At 74.5% G+C, this 18,323-nt stretch carries 16 protein-coding genes and 1 tRNA gene; 6 read left to right on the plus strand and 11 right to left on the minus strand.

Annotated features, from left to right (window positions below; translation table 11 throughout):
• Window positions 1-4: 4 nt before the first annotated feature.
• Window positions 5-589, minus strand: a complete 585-nt coding sequence (locus tag ACYVDA_RS11520; RefSeq protein ID WP_460818502.1) for a YqgE/AlgH family protein — start codon at window positions 587-589, stop codon at window positions 5-7.
• A 281-nt stretch (window positions 590-870) separates the two neighbouring features.
• Window positions 871-1,362 carry a 2-C-methyl-D-erythritol 2,4-cyclodiphosphate synthase gene (gene ispF / locus ACYVDA_RS11525; protein ID WP_460818503.1) on the minus strand — a complete coding sequence of 164 codons (492 nt, stop codon included), beginning with the start codon at window positions 1,360-1,362 and terminating at the stop codon, window positions 871-873.
• Window positions 1,363-1,479: 117 nt separating this feature from the next.
• Between ispF and ACYVDA_RS11530 the strand changes: the two genes are divergently transcribed.
• Entirely contained in the window at window positions 1,480-3,114 is a 1,635-nt protein-coding gene (locus tag ACYVDA_RS11530) for a molybdopterin-dependent oxidoreductase (protein WP_460818504.1), read from the plus strand.
• A gap of 146 nt (window positions 3,115-3,260) precedes the next feature.
• Here the strand turns inward: ACYVDA_RS11530 and ACYVDA_RS11535 are convergent, their stop codons facing one another.
• Window positions 3,261-4,586, minus strand: a complete 1,326-nt coding sequence (locus ACYVDA_RS11535) for a C39 family peptidase (RefSeq protein ID WP_460818505.1) — start codon at window positions 4,584-4,586, stop codon at window positions 3,261-3,263.
• 121 nt (window positions 4,587-4,707) lie between these two features.
• On the opposite strand from ACYVDA_RS11535, the gene cysS reads away from it, so the two are divergent.
• The 3 genes from cysS (at window position 4,708) to ACYVDA_RS11550 (ending at window position 7,240) form a co-directional block, all read left to right on the plus strand.
• Window positions 4,708-6,123: a cysteine--tRNA ligase gene (cysS, locus tag ACYVDA_RS11540; RefSeq protein WP_460818506.1), complete on the plus strand. Its 1,416-nt coding sequence runs from the start codon at window positions 4,708-4,710 to the stop codon at window positions 6,121-6,123.
• The gene (gene rlmB, locus ACYVDA_RS11545; protein ID WP_460818507.1) at window positions 6,113-7,084 is read left to right on the plus strand and encodes a 23S rRNA (guanosine(2251)-2'-O)-methyltransferase RlmB; all 972 of its coding nucleotides are present in this window, start codon (window positions 6,113-6,115) and stop codon (window positions 7,082-7,084) included. The genes cysS and rlmB overlap by 11 nt, the downstream gene beginning before the upstream one ends.
• Window positions 7,085-7,167: 83 nt before the next feature.
• Window positions 7,168-7,240: transfer RNA gene (locus ACYVDA_RS11550), tRNA-Thr, on the plus strand.
• A gap of 17 nt (window positions 7,241-7,257) precedes the next feature.
• Here the strand turns inward: ACYVDA_RS11550 and pdxY are convergent.
• The 6 genes from pdxY to ACYVDA_RS11580 form a co-directional block, all read right to left on the minus strand.
• Window positions 7,258-8,109 (minus strand): pyridoxal kinase PdxY, encoded by an 852-nt coding sequence (gene pdxY / locus ACYVDA_RS11555; protein WP_460818508.1) that lies wholly within the window; start codon window positions 8,107-8,109, stop codon window positions 7,258-7,260.
• A gap of 46 nt (window positions 8,110-8,155) precedes the next feature.
• Window positions 8,156-8,947: a dioxygenase family protein gene (locus ACYVDA_RS11560; RefSeq protein ID WP_460818509.1), complete on the minus strand. Its 792-nt coding sequence runs from the start codon at window positions 8,945-8,947 to the stop codon at window positions 8,156-8,158.
• 52 nt (window positions 8,948-8,999) lie between these two features.
• Window positions 9,000-9,692, minus strand: a complete 693-nt coding sequence (locus ACYVDA_RS11565; RefSeq protein WP_460818510.1) for a uracil-DNA glycosylase — start codon at window positions 9,690-9,692, stop codon at window positions 9,000-9,002.
• A gap of 127 nt (window positions 9,693-9,819) precedes the next feature.
• Complete coding sequence (locus ACYVDA_RS11570; RefSeq protein WP_460818511.1) at window positions 9,820-10,638, minus strand: alpha/beta fold hydrolase; 819 nt, start codon at window positions 10,636-10,638, stop codon at window positions 9,820-9,822.
• 58 nt (window positions 10,639-10,696) lie between these two features.
• Complete coding sequence (locus ACYVDA_RS11575; protein WP_460818512.1) at window positions 10,697-12,160, minus strand: pyridoxal phosphate-dependent decarboxylase family protein; 1,464 nt, start codon at window positions 12,158-12,160, stop codon at window positions 10,697-10,699.
• Window positions 12,157-13,518 (minus strand): MFS transporter, encoded by a 1,362-nt coding sequence (locus ACYVDA_RS11580; protein WP_460818513.1) that lies wholly within the window; start codon window positions 13,516-13,518, stop codon window positions 12,157-12,159. Before ACYVDA_RS11580 ends, ACYVDA_RS11575 begins: the two co-directional genes overlap by 4 nt.
• Window positions 13,519-13,546: 28 nt before the next feature.
• On the opposite strand from ACYVDA_RS11580, the gene ACYVDA_RS11585 reads away from it, so the two are divergent.
• Window positions 13,547-14,284: a potassium channel family protein gene (locus tag ACYVDA_RS11585; protein ID WP_460818514.1), complete on the plus strand. Its 738-nt coding sequence runs from the start codon at window positions 13,547-13,549 to the stop codon at window positions 14,282-14,284.
• A gap of 1 nt (window position 14,285) precedes the next feature.
• On the opposite strand, the gene ACYVDA_RS11590 is transcribed toward ACYVDA_RS11585, so the two are convergent.
• Both ACYVDA_RS11590 and ACYVDA_RS11595 read right to left on the minus strand, forming a co-directional pair.
• Complete coding sequence (locus tag ACYVDA_RS11590) at window positions 14,286-15,140, minus strand: SGNH/GDSL hydrolase family protein (protein WP_460818515.1); 855 nt, start codon at window positions 15,138-15,140, stop codon at window positions 14,286-14,288.
• A gap of 105 nt (window positions 15,141-15,245) precedes the next feature.
• Window positions 15,246-16,610, minus strand: a complete 1,365-nt coding sequence (locus ACYVDA_RS11595; protein WP_460818516.1) for an alpha/beta fold hydrolase — start codon at window positions 16,608-16,610, stop codon at window positions 15,246-15,248.
• A gap of 94 nt (window positions 16,611-16,704) precedes the next feature.
• Here ACYVDA_RS11595 and ACYVDA_RS11600 point away from each other — a divergent pair, with 94 nt between their 5' ends.
• Window positions 16,705-18,219 carry a glutamate synthase-related protein gene (locus ACYVDA_RS11600; protein ID WP_460818517.1) on the plus strand — a complete coding sequence of 505 codons (1,515 nt, stop codon included), beginning with the start codon at window positions 16,705-16,707 and terminating at the stop codon, window positions 18,217-18,219.
• The last annotated feature ends 104 nt before the right edge of the window (window positions 18,220-18,323 follow it).

An 18,323-nucleotide genomic window follows, 5' to 3' on the forward strand; every position in this document is an offset into this window, starting at 1 on the left:
CCGCTCAGTTGAGGGCGGGGTCCTCGGGCAGGGTCGTCAGGAGCGAGACCGGGCCGACCTGGCGCCGGAGCACGTCGTGCCACAGGCGGTCGGGCCGAGCCGTGAAGAGGTCGGCCGGGCGGGCCGGGGAGAGGTGCCAGCCGCCGTCGGCGATCTCGTCGTCGAGCTGGCCGGGTCCCCACCCGGCGTACCCGGCGTAGACCCGGAGGGCCGCGAGCCGCCCCACCCAGTCGTCGGGGTCGGTGTCGAGGTCGAGGACGCCGAGCAGGGGCCCCTCGACGTCGTCGAGGCCGCGCCACCCCTCCGGCGGAGCGGGTGGGCCGGTGGAGCCCGTGGGGGTCGCGAGGACGGCCAGGGCGAGGGCGGAGTCGGTGTCGACCGGTCCGCCCTGGAACAGCACGCCCGGCGGCGAGAGCAGCGGCCCCCAGCCGGGCAGGACGTCGACCACCGGCGAGGTGCTCGGCCGGTCGAGGACGACGCCCAGGGCGCCCTCGGGGCCGGCCTCGCACACCAGCACCAGGCTGCGCGCGAAGCTGGGGTCGGTCAGGCTCGCCGAGGCGATCAGCAGCGATCCCGGTCGAGGCGTCATGCCGCATCCTCGCAGGAGTCCGGAGCGTGGTGGGGCCGTGGCGGGGCCGTCGGGGCCGTCGGGGGCGGTTCGAGGCTGGCCGGGGGACCGGCTGTGGACGAGACCGGAGGTGCTGGGGCCCGGGTGTGCCCGGCCTCGGGCGGCGGGAGCTGCGAGGGTGGGCCGGGTCGGCGTACGTCCGTGGGGTGGGAGGTTGTCGGCCGAAAGGTGACCTTGTCGGGTGAACGTTCGGCCGACAAGCCGACTGTTCCCCGGCTAGCCGGGGAACAGTCGGTCCCCGCTCAGCCCTCCAGCAGGACGGTCGCGATGGCGGCGAGGCCCTCGCCGCGGCCGGTGAGGCCGAGGCCGTCGGTGGTGGTGGCCGAGAGGGAGACGGTGATGCCGTGCCGGTCGGCGATGCCCTGCTCGGCCTCGGCGCGGCGGGGGGCGAACCTGGGGCGGTTGCCGATCAGCTGGCAGGCGACGTGGGTGACCTCGAAGCCGGCGGCGCGCACCCGACGCAGGGTCTCGGCCAGGAGGTCGTGGCCCGCGGCACCGGCCCACTGCGGCTCCGAGGTGCCGAAGTTGCTGCCCAGGTCGCCCTGGCCCGCGGCGGAGAGCAGCGCGTCGCACACGGCGTGCAGGACGACGTCGGCGTCGGAGTGGCCCTCCAGGCCCAGCCCCTCGTCGGGCCAATCCAGTCCGGCCACCCGCAACGGACGACCAGGGACGAGCCGGTGGACGTCGGTGCCGATGCCGGTGCGCAGGCGAGCGGGACGAGGGGTGCTGGTCACGGCCCCGATCATGCCGGACTCAGCCGAGGCCGGTCTTGGCCGGCGAGCGACGATGGCCGGTGACCGGCCACAGGCCGGTCGTGAGCGGGCCCCCCGGCCCCAGGAGGTGGAGTGAGCATGAGCGGCACCGACCAGGCGACGCCGTACGCCGGCCAGCCGGCCGACCCGGGCCTCCCCCCGGCCCCGGCCACGCCTCCGGGCACCTCGAGGCGTCGCGCCCGGGAGCCCGAGCGCGGCCGTCTGGCCCTCGCCGGCGCCGTCGCGGCCGCCTCGGGCCTGGTCGTCAGCGAGACCGTCGCGCAGGTGCTCGGCTCCTCGGCCGGGCCGGTCCAGGCCGTCGCCGCGGTCGTGCGCGACCTGACCCCGGGCCCGGTCGCGCTGTTCCTGATCCACGCCGTGGGCCACGCCGACAAGCCGCTCCTGGTGGGGGGTACGGCGCTCGTCGTCCTCGCCGTCGCCGCCTGGGCCGGCACCTGGGTGCGCCGGCGTCCGGTGGTGCCCGAGGTGGTCTTCGTGGTCCTCGCCGCGATCGGCCTGCTGGCCACGCTGGGGCAGCCGAACCCGGGTCTGGGGTCGGCCGCCGGCCTGGTGGTGGGTCTGGTCACGATGATCGCGGTGCTCCGCCTGCTGAGCCGGCCCCTGCTGGAGGGCGTCCGGCGCACCGGTCCGTCCGCGGCAGCCGGGGCGGGTGACCTGGCCCGGCGGGCGTTCCTGGTGCGCGCGGTCGCCACGGGCGCCGTCGTCGCCGCGGTCGCCGTGGCCGGCCGTGTGGTGACCAGCGGCAAGCGCAGCGTCGAGCAGGCGAGGTCGGCGCTCAAGCTGCCGGCGAGCCGTGGCGTCGTACCGGCCGGGGCGACGCTGGGGGTCGCGGGCATCGCGCCGTGGCGCAGCTCCAACCAGGACTTCTACCTCATCCACACCGCGCTGACCCCGCCGACGATCGCGCCGGCCGACTGGAAGCTGCGCATCCACGGGATGGTCGACCGCGAGATCACGCTGACCTACCAGGACCTGGTCGACCGGAAGATGACCGAGGCCTGGGTGACGCTGTGCTGCGTCTCCAACGAGGTCGGCGGCGACCTGATCGGCAACGCCTGGTGGTCCGGGGTGCTGGTGCGCGACCTGCTGCGCGAGGCCGGCGTGAAGCCGGGCGCCGACGCGGTGCTGCAGACCTCGCAGGACGGCTGGACCTGCGGTACGCCGCTGGCCGCCCTGACCGACGACCGCGACGCGATGCTGGCCGTGGCGATGAACGGCCAGCCGCTGCCCGTCGAGCACGGCTTCCCGGTGCGGGTGGTCGTGCCGGGGCTCTACGGCTACGTCTCGGCGACGAAGTGGGTGGTGGACCTCGAGGTGACCCGCTTCGCCGACTTCTCCGCCTTCTGGACCCAGCGCGGCTGGTCGGAGAAGGGGCCGGTCAAGACCCAGGCCCGCATCGACGTGCCCCGCGACGGGGCCTCGGTCACGGCCGGCACGGTGCGCTTCGGCGGCAGCGCCTGGGCCCAGCACACCGGCATCGAGAAGGTCGAGTGGCAGCTCGACGGCGGCGCCTGGCAGGCCGCCACGCTGGGCGGCGTGCCGAGCGTCGACACCTGGGTGCAGTGGTCGGGCACCGCCCGGGTCGACGCGGGACGGCACACGCTCGTGGTCCGGGCGACCGACAAGAGCGGGCGCACCCAGACCTCCGTGCGGACCGACGTGGTGCCCAACGGCGCCTCGGGCTGGCCGACGCGGGAGTTCAGCGCGACCTGAGGCCGGCGGCGTACGGCAGGGGGTGCGGCGGGCTCGGCGGCGTACGGCGGGCCGGAGGTTGTCGGGCGAAAAGTGACCTTGTCGGGTGAACGTTCGGCCGACAAGCCGACTGTTCCCCGGCTAGCCGGGGAACAGTCGCCGCCCTCTCACCACGCCCGGCTGGACCCCCGCAGCGGGAGCGGGTGGGCGGGGTCGCGGACGACGTAGACGGTGCCGTGGGAGCGGCCCCAGGCGCGCTCGAACTGGGCGCGGTCGTAGACCCGGCGCACGGTGGCGTCCGATGCGGCGGCGGGGTCGTTGACCACGACGTTGCCGGCGGCGGTGAAGCCGGTGACCACGACGAGGTGGCCGGCGGTGGCGCCGATCGGGGCGCCGGCGAGCTGCCCGCGGGAGAAGGAGATCGAGGCGGCCAGCGGGATGCCGGAGGCGATGAACCGCTCGGCCTCGCGCAGGTCGGAGAGTCGGGTGACGAACGCGTCGCCGACCTGGCTCGCGGCGTACGCCGTGTTGAAGGCCCAGTTGCCGGCGCCGCGGTAGCGGTGGTCGTAGACCGTCCGGGCGACGTGGTCGACCCACCGGTCGGAGTCGCGCGGGTCGACCCAGGCGTAGCTCGCCGGGCTCGGCAGCCGGCCGTAGTAGCCCAGGATCATCGACAGCGAGGTCGGTGAGCACCACGCCTGGCCCCCGCCGCCGTACTGCGGGTACTCCCCGCGGTGGGTCATCTGGGAGTAGCGCGGCACCGTGAGCTCGCGGGCCGGCAGCGCGCGGGTGGTGGGCGTGACGGTGCCGGTGGTGCCGCTGGCCCCGGTGGTGCGGGTCGCGATCGCGCGCACGGCGTCGACCCGCGGCGTGGCAGTGGTGCCCGGGGCGCGCAGCAGCAGCACCCGCAGCTGGTAGGAGGCCAGCGAGCCCGAGGTGGCGGTGAGGGTGTCGGTGGCCAGACCGGCGACCGCGTCGCGCTGCGCGGCCCCCGACGTGCGCCGGAACCCGCCGGCGTCGTCGGTGGACCAGTCGGCGACCTGCTTCCAGCCGCTGGTCGCGCCCGAGGAGGAGCGGAGCCGGGCCACGACCCGCACCGACGTGCCGGCCGGGGTCACCGCGTCCCACGACGGGACCAGCTCGGTGAACGCGTTGCCGGGGGTGGTCCAGGGGGAGGTCCAGCGGGTCCAGGCCCAGGTGCCACCGGCCTCGGGCGTGGTGCCGGCGGCCTGGCCGAAGGTGATCGACCCGGCGGCGACCCGGACGCCCTCGGCCTTGCCGGCGCCGAAGGCCGCGGTCGAGCTCGTGGAGGACAGCACGTTCCGGGGGGCCACCCCGGTGGTGGTCGTGGGGGTGGTCGCGGCGGCCAGGCGGGCGCGGTGGGGCAGGACGGGCCCGGACAGCACGCCGCCGGCGACCGCGATCACCAGCAGGCCGGCCGGGACCGCCTTGACGCGCAGGGGCAGGCGGGCGAGCAGGGAGGAGGTCGTCACGGGTCCACGGTAAATTCCCATGCGTCCCTTTGGTGCATTTTGGTCACACTCCTGCGACCTGCGCCACCTGCTCCGGTGCACGGTGGCGGGGCCCGGGCGCCCGCGCCCGTACGATCCTCGGGTGACACCTGCGTCCTCCCTGCGTCTCCACGACACCGCGACCCGGTCCGTGCGCCCCTTCGTGCCCCGCGTCGAGGGTCGCGTCGGGGTCTACGTCTGCGGGCTCACGGTGCAGTCCGAGCCGCACGTCGGGCACGTGCGCTCGGCGGTCAACTTCGACGTGCTGCGGCGCTGGCTGACCGCGAGCGGCTACCGGGTCGACTTCATCCGCAACGTCACCGACATCGACGACAAGATCCTCGCCAAGGCCGCCGAGCAGGACCGGCCCTGGTACAACCTCGCCTTCGACATGCTGCGCGAGCTCGGGCGGGCGTACGACGCCCTCGGCGTGCTGCCCCCGACCTACGAGCCCGCCGCGACCGGCCACGTGCCCGAGATGGTCGAGCTGATCGAGCTGCTGATCGAGCGCGGGCACGCCTACGCGGCCGAGGACGGCTCGGGCGACGTCTACTTCGACGTCCGCTCCTGGTCGGCGTACGGCGAGCTCACCCGGCAGGGCATCGACGACATGGAGGCCGCCGCCGACGCGGACCCCCGCGGCAAGCGCGACCCCCGCGACTTCGCCCTGTGGAAGGGCCGCAAGGACTCCGAGCCGACCACCGCGAGCTGGCCCAGCCCGTGGGGCCGCGGCCGTCCGGGCTGGCACATCGAGTGCTCGGCGATGGCCGGGAAGTACCTCGGCGACGCGTTCGACATCCACGGCGGCGGCGTCGACCTGCGCTTCCCCCACCACGAGAACGAGCAGGCCCAATCGCGCGCGGCGGGGCACGCGTTCGCGGCGTACTGGATGCACAACGCCTGGATCACCACCAGCGGCGAGAAGATGAGCAAGTCGCTGGGCAACTCGCTGCTGGTGCCGGCGGTGCTGGAGCGGGTGCGCGGGATCGAGCTGCGCTACTACATGGTCGCCGCGCACTACCGCTCCACCGTGGAGTTCTCCTTCGAGGCGCTGGAGGAGTCGGCCTCGGCGTTCCGTCGCATCGAGGGCTTCCTGGACCGGGTGCCCGAGGCCGACCTCGGCGCCGAGCTGCCCGCCGCGTTCGTGGCGGCGATGGACGACGACCTCGGCACCCCGGCCGCCACGGCGGTGGTCCACGAGGCGGTGCGCGACGGCAACCGGCTGCTGGCCGCCGGCGACGCCGCGGGCGCCCTGGAGCGGGCCCGCGAGGTGCGGGCGATGCTCGACGTGCTCGGCCTGGACCCCCGGGGCGAGCAGTGGGCGGCCGACACCGGGCAGTCCGACCTGAGCGGCGTCGTCGACGCCCTCGTGCAGGGACTGCTGGAGCAGCGCGCGGAGGCCCGCGCGAGCAAGGACTTCGCCACCGCCGACGCGATCCGCGACCGGATCAAGGCGGCTGGCATCGAGATCGAGGACACCCCTGACGGGGCGAGATGGAGCGTTGAGCATGCCCGGTAACTCCAAGCGCAAGGGCGCGATCAAGAAGACCGGGAAGGGCAACCCGACCGCGGGCTCCGGCGGCCGCGTCCGGCGCGGCCTGGAGGGCAAGGGCCCCACCCCCAAGGCCACCGACCGGCCCTACCACCAGGCGCACAAGGCCGCGAAGCGCGCGGAGAAGGCCACCGCCTCCAAGCCCCGTCGTGGTGGCCCGGCCAAGGGCGGCGACAACGAGTGGATCGCCGGGCGCAACTCGGTGCTGGAGTCGCTGCGTGCCGAGCTCCCGATCACCGCGGTGTACGTCGCCGAGGGGGCCGAGCGCGACGGTCGTCTGCGCGAGGTCTTCGCGATCGCCGCCGACAAGGGCGTCTCGCTGCTCGAGGTACCCCGTGTCGAGCTCGACCGGCTGACCTCGGGTGCGGTGCACCAGGGCCTGGCGGCGCGGGTGCCGGCGTACGAGTACGCCCACCCCGACGACCTCCTCGACGCGGCCGCGGCCAACGGCGAGAAGCCGCTGATCGTCGCGCTGGACTCGGTCACCGACCCGCGCAACCTCGGCGCGGTCGTCCGCTCGGCCGCGGGCTTCGGCGCCCACGGCGTGATCATCCCCGAGCGCCGGGCCGCGGGCATGACCGCGAGTGCCTGGAAGACCTCGGCCGGGGCGGCGGCGCGCGTGCCGGTCGCGCAGGTGGTCAACCTGACCCGTCAGCTCAAGGCCTACCAGGACGCCGGCTGCATGGTGATCGGCCTGGCCGCTGACGGCGACGTCTCGCTGCCCGACCTCGACCTGGTGCACGGCCCGCTCGTGGTCGTGGTCGGCTCCGAGGGCAAGGGCCTCTCGCGCCTGGTGGCCGAGACCTGCGACCAGCTGGTCTCGATCCCGATGTCGAGCTCGCTGGAGTCCCTCAACGCCGGCGTGGCCGCCAGCGTCACCCTCTTCGCGATCTCCCAGGCGCGCGAGCAGGCCCGCACTCGGGCCTGAGGGTCGCGGCGCGGCGTGCGTCGCGCCCTCACCTAGGATGACGCCCGGGTCGGGCCCCGCCGTCGGCGTGCTCCGGCCCGTGCGCCGGTGTAGCTCAGTAGGTAGAGCGCCTCACTTGTAATGAGGATGTCGCGGGTTCGACTCCTGTCACCGGCTCCGCGCGACGTGCCGGCTCAGCGCAGCCGGACCGTCGCGAAGCGCTCGGGCGGGTCGGCGATCACGTCCTGCGCGGCCACCAGCGCGATCTCGCGGGTGCCCGCCTCCAGGGTGCGCTCGAGGATGCCGAACACGGTCGCGGTGACGCGCGCCAGGGCGGTCTCGGCCGAGCCGGTGCGCAGCAGGTGGGCCAGGAAGACCGCGGCGGTCACGTCGCCGCAGCCGTTCGGGCTCAGCGGCAGCAGGGGCGTGCGCACGGCCCAGGCGCCCTCGTCCGAGACCGCGACCACCTCGACGGTGTCGGCCGGGGTGTCGTCGGTCAGCACGCTGGTGACCAGCACCGTGCCCGGGCCCGCGGCCCGCACGGCGTCGACCGCGTCGAGGACCTCGGCGGTCGTGCGGGTGGTGCGCCCGCTGAGGAAGTCGAGCTCGAAGTGGTTGGGGGTGATCACGTCGGCGGCCGGCACGACCCGGTCGCGCATCAGCTCGGGGATGCCCGGGCGCACGAACATCCCGCGCCCCACGTCGCCCAGCACCGGGTCGCAGCAGTAGATCGCGGCGGGGTTGAGCGCCTTGGTGCGGGCGACCGTGTCCAGGACCAGGTCGCCGACCTCCGCGGCCCCCTGGTAGCCGCTCAGGACGGCCGCGACCCGCGCGAGCACGCCCCGCTCCTCGACGCCGCGGACGACCTCGCGCAGGTCCTCGACGGCGAGCAGCGGCCCGCGCCACTCGCCGTACCCGGTGTGGTTGGAGAAGTGCACCGTGTTGACCGCCCACGCCTCGATGCCCAGGCGCTGCAGCGGGAAGACCGCCGCGCTGTTGCCGACGTGCCCGTAGGCCACCGAGGACTGGATCGTGAGCAGCTCCATGGGCGACATCCTCGCCGATCCGGGGAGTCGGCGGACGCGCCCCGGGTCAGGCGACGAGCAGCGAGCGCTTCGAGAGCCCCATCCAGTAGCCGTCGATGACCTGCTCGCCGGGGGTGCCGGCGTCGGTCGCCGCGCCCAGGGTGACGAACAGCGGCGTGTAGTGCTCCACCGTGGGGTGGGCGTAGGGCATGCCCGGCGCCTTCGAGCGGTACGCCGACAGCTCGGCCACGTCGCCACGGGCCAGCGCGTCGGCCGCCCAGAGGTCGAAGTCGACCGACCAGCCCGGCGCGGCGGCCTCGATCCGGAACTCCTTGAGGAACGGCAGCCCGTGGGTCAGGAAGCCCGAGCCGATCACCAGGACGCCCTCGTCGCGCAGCTCGCGCAGCCGGGCGCCGATGGCCATCAGGCGGTCGGGGTCGGCGGTGGGCAGCGACATCTGGAGCACGGGGATGTCGGCGTCGGGGTACATGATCCTCAGCGGCACCCAGGCGCCGTGGTCGAGCCCGCGCGAGGGGTGCTGGTGGACCGGCTCGGTGTCGGGCATCATCGCCGCGACCCGAGCGGCGAGCGCCGAGGCGTCGGGGGTGCGGTAGGTCATCCGGTAGTAGCGCTCGGCGAAGCCGCCGAAGTCGTAGACCAGGTCGGTGCCCGGGCCCGAGGCGCTCAGCATCATCGGCGCCGACTCCCAGTGGGCGCTCACGATCAGGATCGCGGTGGGGCGGGGCAGCCCGGCCGCGAGGTCGCGCAGCTGGCCCGACCACAGCGGGTCGTCGAGCAGCGGCGGGGCGCCGTGGCCGATGTAGAGGGCGGGCATCCGGGTGGCGGTCTCAGGGCTCATGGTCTCTCCAACAAGTTGTTGTGACAACCTTATTCCGCCTCAGGCCCCGTGTCTACGGCAGCGCCCAGTCCACGGGCTCCCCACCCTGGTCGCGCAGCAGCTGGTCCACCCGGCTGAAGGGGCGGGACCCGAAGAAGCCACGGCTGGCGGAGAGCGGGCTGGGGTGCGCGGAGGCCACCCAGGGGATCGGCGCGAGCTCGGGCTGGAGCGACTGGGCGTCGCGGCCCCACAGGATCGCGGCGAGCGGGGCCCCGGCGCGTGCCCGCTCGGCCAGGACCTGGATGGCGCGGTCGGTGACGGCCTCCCAGCCCCGGCCGCGGTGCGAGGCCGCCTGGCCGGGCGTCACGGTCAGGCAGCGGTTGAGCAGCATCACGCCGGCGTCGGCCCACGGGGTGAGGTCGCCGGTGGTGGGCGCCGGGACGCCGAGGTCGTCGACCAGCTCGCGGTAGATGTTGACCAGGCTCCGCGGGGGCGCCACCCCCGGTGCGACCGAGAAGCTCAGACCCACGGCGTGGCCCGGGGTGGGGTAGGGGTCCTGGCCCACGACCAGCACCTTGACCTGCGACAACGGTCGGGAGAAGGCGCGGAGGACGTGGTCGCCGGCGGGCAGGTAGTCGCGGCCGGCGGCGATCTCCTCGCGCAGGAAGGTGCCCATCCGTGCGATCTGCGCGTCGACCGGCGCCAGCGCCTCGGCCCAGTCGGGGGCCACGAGTCCCTTGTCCACGAGTCCGGCGAGTGCGCTCATGGCGCCAACCCTAGGGAGCGGGCGGGCGGGGTCGCGGGTCGCCGTACGTGGCGGGTCCCGGGGTGAGAGGTGCACGCCGACGCCCCCGCCCGGACGGAGCCGGACGGGGGCGCACAGGGGAGCGGGCTCAGCCCAGGAAGGCGAGCAGCGCCCGGTTGAACTCCTCGGCGTGGCTGACGTTGAGGCCGTGCGGGCCGCCCTGCACCACGACCAGGTCGGCGCCGTCGACCGCCTCGGCCGTGCGCTTGCCGGAGACCTCGAAGGGGACGGTGCCGTCGCCGTCGCCGTGGATCACCAGGGTGGGGACGGTGACCTTCTCGAGGTCGGCGCGGAAGTCGGTCGTGCCGAAGGCCTCGATGCAGTCGACCAGGGCCTTGTCCTCGGCCTTCGCGGCCAGGGTGAGGGCCTCCTGGCGCTGCTCCTCGGTGACCTTGAGGTCGCCGCCGGCGGAGAAGAAGTCGGTGGTGAACCCGTCGAGGAAGCCCTCGCGGTCGTCGGCCGCACCCTGCTTCATGCCGTCGACGTCCTCGCGGGCCAGGCCGCCGTCGGGGTTGTCGTCGGTCTTGAGCAGGTACGGCGGCACGGCGGCCGCGAAGACGACCGAGGAGAGTCGGTCCTGCCCGTGGGTGCCGATGTACCGGGCGATCTCACCGCCGCCCATCGAGAAGCCGACCAGTGAGACCTCGCGCAGGTCGAGCCCGTCGAGGAAGCCGGCGAGGTCCGCGGCGAAGGTGTCGTAGTCGTAGCCGCTGCCGGGCTTGTCGGAGTCGCCGAACCCGCGCCGGTCATAGGCCAGCACGCGGTGACCGGCCTCGGTGAGCGCCGGGACCTGCTCGGACCAGGAGGCGCCGCTGAGCGGCCAGCCGTGGATCAGGACGACGGGGCGGCCCTCGCCGCCGGAGTCGGTGTAGTTCAAGGAGATGCCGTTGGCGTCGATCGAAGGCACGGGCGAGACCTCTCGTCAGATGAGTAGTTCACTACTCATCTACCCACGTCAGCGTGAGTCATGCCCCCGCAGCCGCGCGGACCGGCCGCTGGAGGCGGTCCAGGAAGGCGACCAGGAGGGCCTCGCGCAGGGCGGGGGAGGCGAGGTCGAGCAGGGCGTTGACGTCGGCCATCGACTCCGACATCGAGGGGGGCAGGCCCTCGCCCGCGTCGCCCGCCATCCCGGCGGCGGCCAGCAGTCCGTCGAAGTCCTCGTCGGACAGGTCGGCGGGGTCCAGGGCCGCCACGAAGGCCGCGACCTCGGGGTCGACGACGACCGGACCCGAGGCCCGGGCCCCGGCGGTCGCCGCGGCCAGCGCCTCGAGCAGCTCCTCGACGTGGGCCGCGGTCGCGGCGCTGAGCGAGAGGTGCAGCGTGGGTGGCGAGCCGTCCGAGGACAGCTGCGGCTGCACCCACCAGCCCGCCCGGGTCATCGCGTCGGTGATCGTGAAGACGTCGCAGGAGTCGTCCGTGGCCAGGGCCACCAGGGTGGAGTCCGGCCGCACGACCACCCGCAGCCCCTCGATCGCGCCCACGCCCTCGACGAGCCGGTCGACGCCGTCGAGCACCCGGCGGGTCAGCTCGAGGTAGCCCGCGTCGCCGATCGTGCGCACCACCGCCCACGCCCCGGCCAGCGGTCCGCCGGACTTGGTGGACTGCATCGTGGAGTTGAGCATCGTGTAGCCGGGCCAGCGGGCCGAGGCGAAGTACTGCGCGCGTCGCAGGGCCGGGGTGCGGTGCAGGAGGACCGAGGTGCCCTTGGGGGCGTAGGCGTACTTGTGCAGGTCGACCGAGATGCTGGTGACGCCCTCGACCGCGAAGGTCCAGGGGGTGACGGGGCGGCCCAGCCGGGCGGCGTACGGCAGCACCCAGCCGCCGATGCAGGCGTCGACGTGGCAGCGCACCCCGCGGCTCGCGGCCGCTGCGGCGATCGCGGGGACGGGGTCCACCACGCCGTGGGCGTACGACGGGGCGCTGGCCACCACGAGCACGGTGGCGTCGTCGATCGCGGCCTCGACGGCCGCGGGGTCCGCGCGGAAGTCGTCGTCCGCCCCCACCACGACCGCCTCGACGCCGAAGTAGTGGGCCGCCTTGTGGAAGGCGGCGTGGGCCGTCACGGGGATCACCATCCGCGGGTGCGCGACGTCGGGGCGGGCGTCGCGGGCGGCCTGGACGGCGAGCAGGACCGACTCGGTGCCGCCGGAGGTGATCGTGCCGACGGCCGTGCCGGGCGCGTCGAGCAGGTCGGCGGCCACGCCCACCAGCTCGTTCTCCATCGCGAGCAGCGAGGGGAAGGCGGTCGGGTCGAGCCCGTTGGAGCCGGCGTACGCCGCGACGGCCTCGCGCCCCACCCGGTCGGCCTCGGGCAGCCCGGAGTCGTAGACGTAGGCCAGGGTCCGGCCGCCGGTCACCGGCACGTCGTCGGCCTGGAGCTCGCGCAGGCGCTGGAGCACGTCGTCGCGGCCGGGGGTGCTGGGGCTCATCGGGGGTCCTTCTCGAGGTCGTGGGACACGGCGTCCGCGTCCAGGGAGTAGCGCAGCAGCGGGAGCAGGCTGAGCAGCACGAGCGCCGCGGGCAGGGCGGAGAACCCGAGCACGATCGCGGTCAGCGCGCCGTCGGGCTGGAGCTGGTTGAGGAAGTCCGCGGGCGCGTCGGTGGAGACGTAGCCGCCCACCGCCAGCACCCCGGCGTACGCCGCTGGGCCGACCGCGAGGCCGAGGGTCTCGGCCGCCGTCCAGACCCCGGTGTAGACGCCCGCGCGCTGGGTGCCGTCACGCCGGGAGCCCACGGCGGCGGCGTCGGGGAGCATCGCGAGCGGGAAGACCTGCACGCCCGCGTAGCCGGCCCCGACCAGGGCGGTCGCGGCGTACACCCACCACGACGGGGCGGACCGGGCGACCACCAGGAGCAGGGCCGCGACGGCGAGGACGAGCGAGGAGAGCAGGTAGCCCTGCTTCTTGCCCAGGCGCCGGCCCACCACGCTCCACACCGGCGTGAGCACCAGCGCGGGGCCCACGAAGCAGACGAACAGCAGCGAGGCGGCCGCCTGCTGGCCGAGCACCCAGCGGGCGACGTACGACACCCCGGCGAGCATCGCGCCGACCGCGACGGCCTGGACCACGAAGGTGGTCAGCAGCAGCCGGAAGTCGCGGTCGCGGCCCACCACGCGCAGCTGCTCGCGCAGGCCACCGGAGTCCTCGGCGCGCGACCGACCCGTGGGGGCGCCCCGCGTGCCGAGGTAGGCCCCGAGCGTCCCGAGCACCAGCAGCAGCGCCACGACCACGCCCATCACCCGGTAGCCGTCGCGTCCGCCCACGGCGTCGCGCACCGCCGGCGCCGCGGCCCCGCTGACCATGATCGCCAGGGCCAGGACGGCCACCCGCCAGGTCATCAGCCGGGTGCGCTCGTCGTAGTCGTCGGTGAGCTCGGCCGGCATCGCGACGTACGGCACCTGGAAGAAGGCGTACGCCGACGCGCAGGCCACGAAGACCACCAGCACCCAGAGCGTCTCGGCCGTGCGCGAGCCCAGCCCCGGCGAGGCGAACAGCAGCGCGAAGCCGAGCGCGAGCAGCAGCCCCGCGCGCAGCAGGAACGGCCGGCGCGGCCCGCGCGGGTCCTCCGACCGGTCGCTGATCCGCCCGGCCACCGGGTTCAGCACGACGTCCCACGCCTTGGGGGCGAAGACCACCAGCCCGGCCACGCCGGCGGCGACGCCGAGGGTGTCGGTCAGGTAGGGCAGCAGCATCAGCCCCGGGACCGTCCCGAACGTGCCGGTCGCGACCGAGCCGAGCCCGTACCCCACCCGGGTCCGGCGGGTCAGGGGCTGGCGGGCGTCGGGCACGGGTCGAACCTAGTGGGAGCATGCGCCTGTGCTGACCCCCGAGTCGACCCGTTCCGAGCGCTGGGACCACGCGGTCCAGCTGCCCCTGACGCTGGCCTCGATCGCCTTCGTGGCGGCGTACGCCTGGCCGATCGTCGACCCCGGCCTCGGGCGCGGCTGGTCCGCCCTGTGCGCGGTGGTCGTGTGGGGCACCTGGGGGCTGCTCGTCGTCGACCTCGTGGTGCGGCTCGTCCTGGCGCCGGACCGGTGGCTGTTCCTGCGCAAGCACCCGGTCGACGTCGCGATGGTGGTGCTGCCGATCCTGCGCCCGCTCCAGCTGCTGCGCCTGTTCACGCTGCTGAAGTCGCTGAACCGGCTGGCGGGGAGCTCGCTGCGCGGGCGCGTCGGGATCTACGTCGCCGGCTCGATGAGCCTGATCGTCTTCATCGCCTCCCTGGCCGTCCTGGACGCCGAGCGGGGTGGGCGCGGGCCGATCCAGACCTACGGCGACGCGCTGTGGTGGGCGCTGGTGACGGTGGCGACCGTCGGGTACGGCGACTACTACCCCGTCACGCTCGAGGGCCGGGCCGTCGCGGTGGGGCTGATGCTCTTCGGCATCGGGGTGCTGGGCGTGGTCACCGCCGGCTTCGCCTCCTGGCTGGTCGAGCGCGTGGACGACCTGGACGAGATGGAGAACGGCGTCGCCGCGACCTCGGCCGACGTCGAGGCCCTCCGCGCCGAGATCGCCGCCCTCCGCGCGGACCTCGCCGCCCGCGACCGGCCCTAGGTCACCCGACGGGCGCCCGGCGGGGCGGGGGCCGCAGCAGCAGGTCCTCGAGCATCCGGGCGACGGCGAGCTGCTCCACGGGCAGCGGGTGCATCGCGGCGGCCCGGCGGGCGTTCCCGACCCGGCCCTGGATCCACGGGTCGGAGGAGCAGATGTCGTGGCCGCGCGAGGCGGTCTCCACGTCGACGTACTCCACCCCGGTGTCGCGCGCGGCGGCCCGCAGGCCCGCGGACAGCCCGTGGTTGGCCGCACGGAAGGTCGCCCGGTCCTCCGGCCGCATCCGCGGCAGCAGCCGGCAGTCGCCGCGGGCGGGGAGGAGCGCGGGGTAGCCGACCAGCACCACGCGGGCCCGCGGCGCGAGCCGCTGCACCAGCCGGACCGTGTCGACCAGGGCGGGTGGGAGGCGGCTGAGGGTGCCGGCGATGGCGGCGCGCTCGTCGGCCAGCCGGCAGGTCCCGACGGTGCGGCGGCACCGCGTCGCGATCCGGCCGTAGAGGCGCTCGTCGTTGGCGCCGATCCCGATCGTGACCAGGTCCGTGCGCCGGTCCAGCGCGCTCAGCTGCGGCGGCACCGGCCGTCCCGCGTGGGTCAGCTGCCGTCCGGGCAGGTCCTGGGTGCGTGCGCCGCTGCAGGACCGGTCGCGCAGGTCCGGGATCCGCAGGGCACCCGCGACCAGCTGCGGGTAGTTGTTGGTCGAGCGCAGGCACCCCCGCGCGAGCACGCTCAGGGGGACGTACGGCGCAGCGGTGAAGGAGTCGCCCAGCGCGACGTACTGCCGGTACGCCGGGCGCTCCGGCCCGCGGTCCACCCACGCGCCCACGCCGACCAGCAGGCCGACGACGATCGAGCCGACCACTGTCGCGAGCGCCAGCCGGGGGACCGGTGAGCCCCAGCGCTCCGCCCGCCCCGGGCGACCTGGTGCCGCGTCGTCCGGCCCCACCCCGCGGTCGCTGCCGATCGCCTAGGTCCCGCGGGTCAGGTTGCGCGAGGACGCCGAGGCGAAGCGTCGCTCCGGGTTGGCCCCGATGGCGCCGCGGTCCGGGGTGGTCGTGGCCCGCTTCGCCCGAGTCGTGGCCGCGCCCGTGGTCGCTGCGGTCTTCGTGGCGGCCTTCTTGGCGGGGGTCTTCCCCGCCGCTGCCGTCTTCGCGGGGGTCTTCCTCGCCGCTGACTTCCCGGCGGGCTTCCCGGCCGCCTTCTTGGCCGGCTTCTTCGCCGTCTTCTTCGCGGGGCCGCGGGGCGCCCGGGGACGGTCGCGCTCGTCGGGGGTGGAGTACTGCTCGATCCACTCGTCCATCGTCACCCAGGTGGTGGTGCGGGCGGCGCGCCCGGTGAGCATGCCGAGGTGACCGCCGGGGACGATCTCGAAGCGCACCTCGTGGGCGCTGGTCAGCAGGTCGACCCACGGTCGCACCGACGCGATCGGGGCGATGCCGTCGGTGTTGCCGCCGAAGATCAGCACGGGGGCCTTGATCCCGGCGACGTCGATCTCGCGGCCCGCGAGGGTGACCTTGCCGGTGAGCAGCTGGTTGGCCTTGAGCATTCGGTGGTAGAGCTGCCCGAAGGTCCGGCCCGGGTAGGCGATCATGTTGTCGGTGAAGCGGGTGACGGCCTCGATCTGGGCCAGCCACTCGGTGTCGTCGAGGTGCTGGATCGTGGCCAGCGGCTTGGTGACCAGCTTGGTGCCGGAGCTCAGCTTGAACGCCTGGCGCACCAGCGGCTTGGGGGCGCCACCGAGCACGCGGTAGAGCCGCGTCACGAGCCCGCCGTCGGTGAGATTGAGGATCGGTCGCAGCGGCGCCACCATCGGCACCTTGCTGACGTCGACGGGGGAGCCCACGACGGTCAGCGAGGCGATCGGCAGGTCGGGGCTGTCGGCCGCGGTCAGCGCGGCGAAGATGCCGCCGAGGCTCCACCCGATCACGTGGACCGGTCGGCCGCCGGCGTTCTCGCTGACGGTCTTGATCGCCTCGGGGATGACCTCCTCGACCCAGTGCTCGAGCCCGAGGCGGCGGTTCTTGAACGAGATCTCGCCGTACTCCACCAGGTAGGTGGGGCGCCCGCCCTGCACGAAGTGCTCCACCAGGGAGCAGCCGCGGCGCAGGTCGAAGCAGATCGCCGGTGCCGCGAGCGGGGTGACCAGCAGGACCGGGTCGCCGGTCTCGCGGGTCTTCTTCTGCGGGCGGTAGTGGTACACCTCGCGCAACGGGCCGTCGTCGATCAGCGTCCGCGGCATCGGGCGGAGGTCGGCGAGGCCGCCGTAGAAGAGCTTGTGCGCGACGTTGCCGGCCGCGGAGGCGACCTGGTCCGGCTTGGGGATCAGATCCATGGGCTGAGGTTACTCACTGGTTCCTCCGCGTCGAGGTGGTCTGCCCGGAGTCCGGGGCGTGGACATCGTCGGTGGGGACCGGTAGGCAGTCCCCATGAAGACGGCACGGGTCCTCGGCGGTGTCGGTGCGGCCCTGGCGGCCGTGGCGGTGCGCGACCTGACCCAGAAGCGGCACGCCCTGATGCGCAACTTCCCGGTGGTCGCCCACGCGCGCTACCTGCTGGAGACGATCGGGCCCGAGCTGCGGCAGTACATCGTGACCAGCAACGACGAGGAGCGCCCGTTCAGCCGCGACCAGCGGTCCTGGATCTACGCCTCGTCGAAGCAGGAGAACAACTACTCCGGGTTCGGCACCGACAACGACGTCGAGCACACGCCCGGCTACGCCATCGTCAAGCACCGCACCTTCCCCGCCTCGCTGCCGCACGACCACGCCGCGGGCGGGCTGCCGGGGGCCAAGGTGCTCGGCGGTCCGCGGGGCCGCGCGCGGGCGTTCCGGCCGGCGTCGGTCGTGAACATCTCGGGGATGAGCTACGGCGCGCTCTCGGGGTCGGCGGTCACGGCCCTGAACCTCGGGGCCCGCGAGGCCGGGTGCCTGCACAACACCGGCGAGGGCGGGCTGTCGGCGTACCACCAGCAGGGCGGGGACCTCGTGCTGCAGGTCGGCACGGCGTACTTCGGCTGCCGCACGGCCGAGGGGCGGTTCGACCTGGCCAGGCTCGTGGACACCGTGGCCGCCAACCCCGTGCGGGCGGTCGAGATCAAGCTGTCCCAGGGCGCCAAGCCGGGGCTGGGTGGGCTGCTGCCGGCCGACAAGGTGACGCGGGAGATCTCCGAGATCCGCGGCATCCCGATGGGTCAGGACTGCGTGAGCCCGGCGCGGCACACGGCGTTCGGCGACGAGGACGAGCTGCTCGACCTCGTGGAGACGATCGCGGACGCGACCGGGCTGCCGGTCGGGGTGAAGTCGGCGGTGGGGGAGCTGGGGTTCTGGCGCGAGCTGGCCCGGCTGATGGAGCGCGGCGACCGCGGCGTGGACTTCGTGACCGTCGACGGTGGCGAGGGCGGCACGGGTGCGTCGCCCCGGGTCTTCGCCGACTCGATCGCGCTGCCGTTCCGGCTCGGCTTCGCCCGGGCGTACGCCGCCTTCGCCGAGCTCGACCTGACCGACGACCTCACCTTCATCGGCAGCGCCAAGCTCGGCCTGCCGGAGAACGCCGCCGTCGCGTTCGCGCTCGGCGCCGACCTCCTCAACGTGGGGCGCGAGGCGATGCTGGCGATCGGGTGCATCCAGTCGCAGAAGTGCCACACCGACCGTTGCCCCACCGGCGTGGCCACCCAGAACGCCTGGCTGGCCCGCGGTCTGGAGCCGGTCAGCAAGGGCGAGCGCTGCGCGCAGTACCTCCGCACGTTCCGCGCCGAGATGGTCAAGGTCAGCGAGTCCGTCGGCGTCGCCCACCCCGGCCTGATCACCGTCGACGACGTCGACATCCTCGAGGGCGACTTCAACGCGCGCTCCCTGTGCGAGGTCTACGCGTACGCCGACGGCTGGGGCCGCCTCGGCCCCGCCCTCACCCGTGAGATCACCACCCTCATGACCACCCCCTGACCCGCCCGAGGGGTCCCATCTGGTGGCCGAGGAGGCCCATCTGGCGCGCGAGGGGGCTCGTCTGGCGGCCGAGGGGGCTCGTCTGGCGGCCGAGGGGGCTCATC

The organism is Nocardioides korecus (assembly GCF_054778395.1).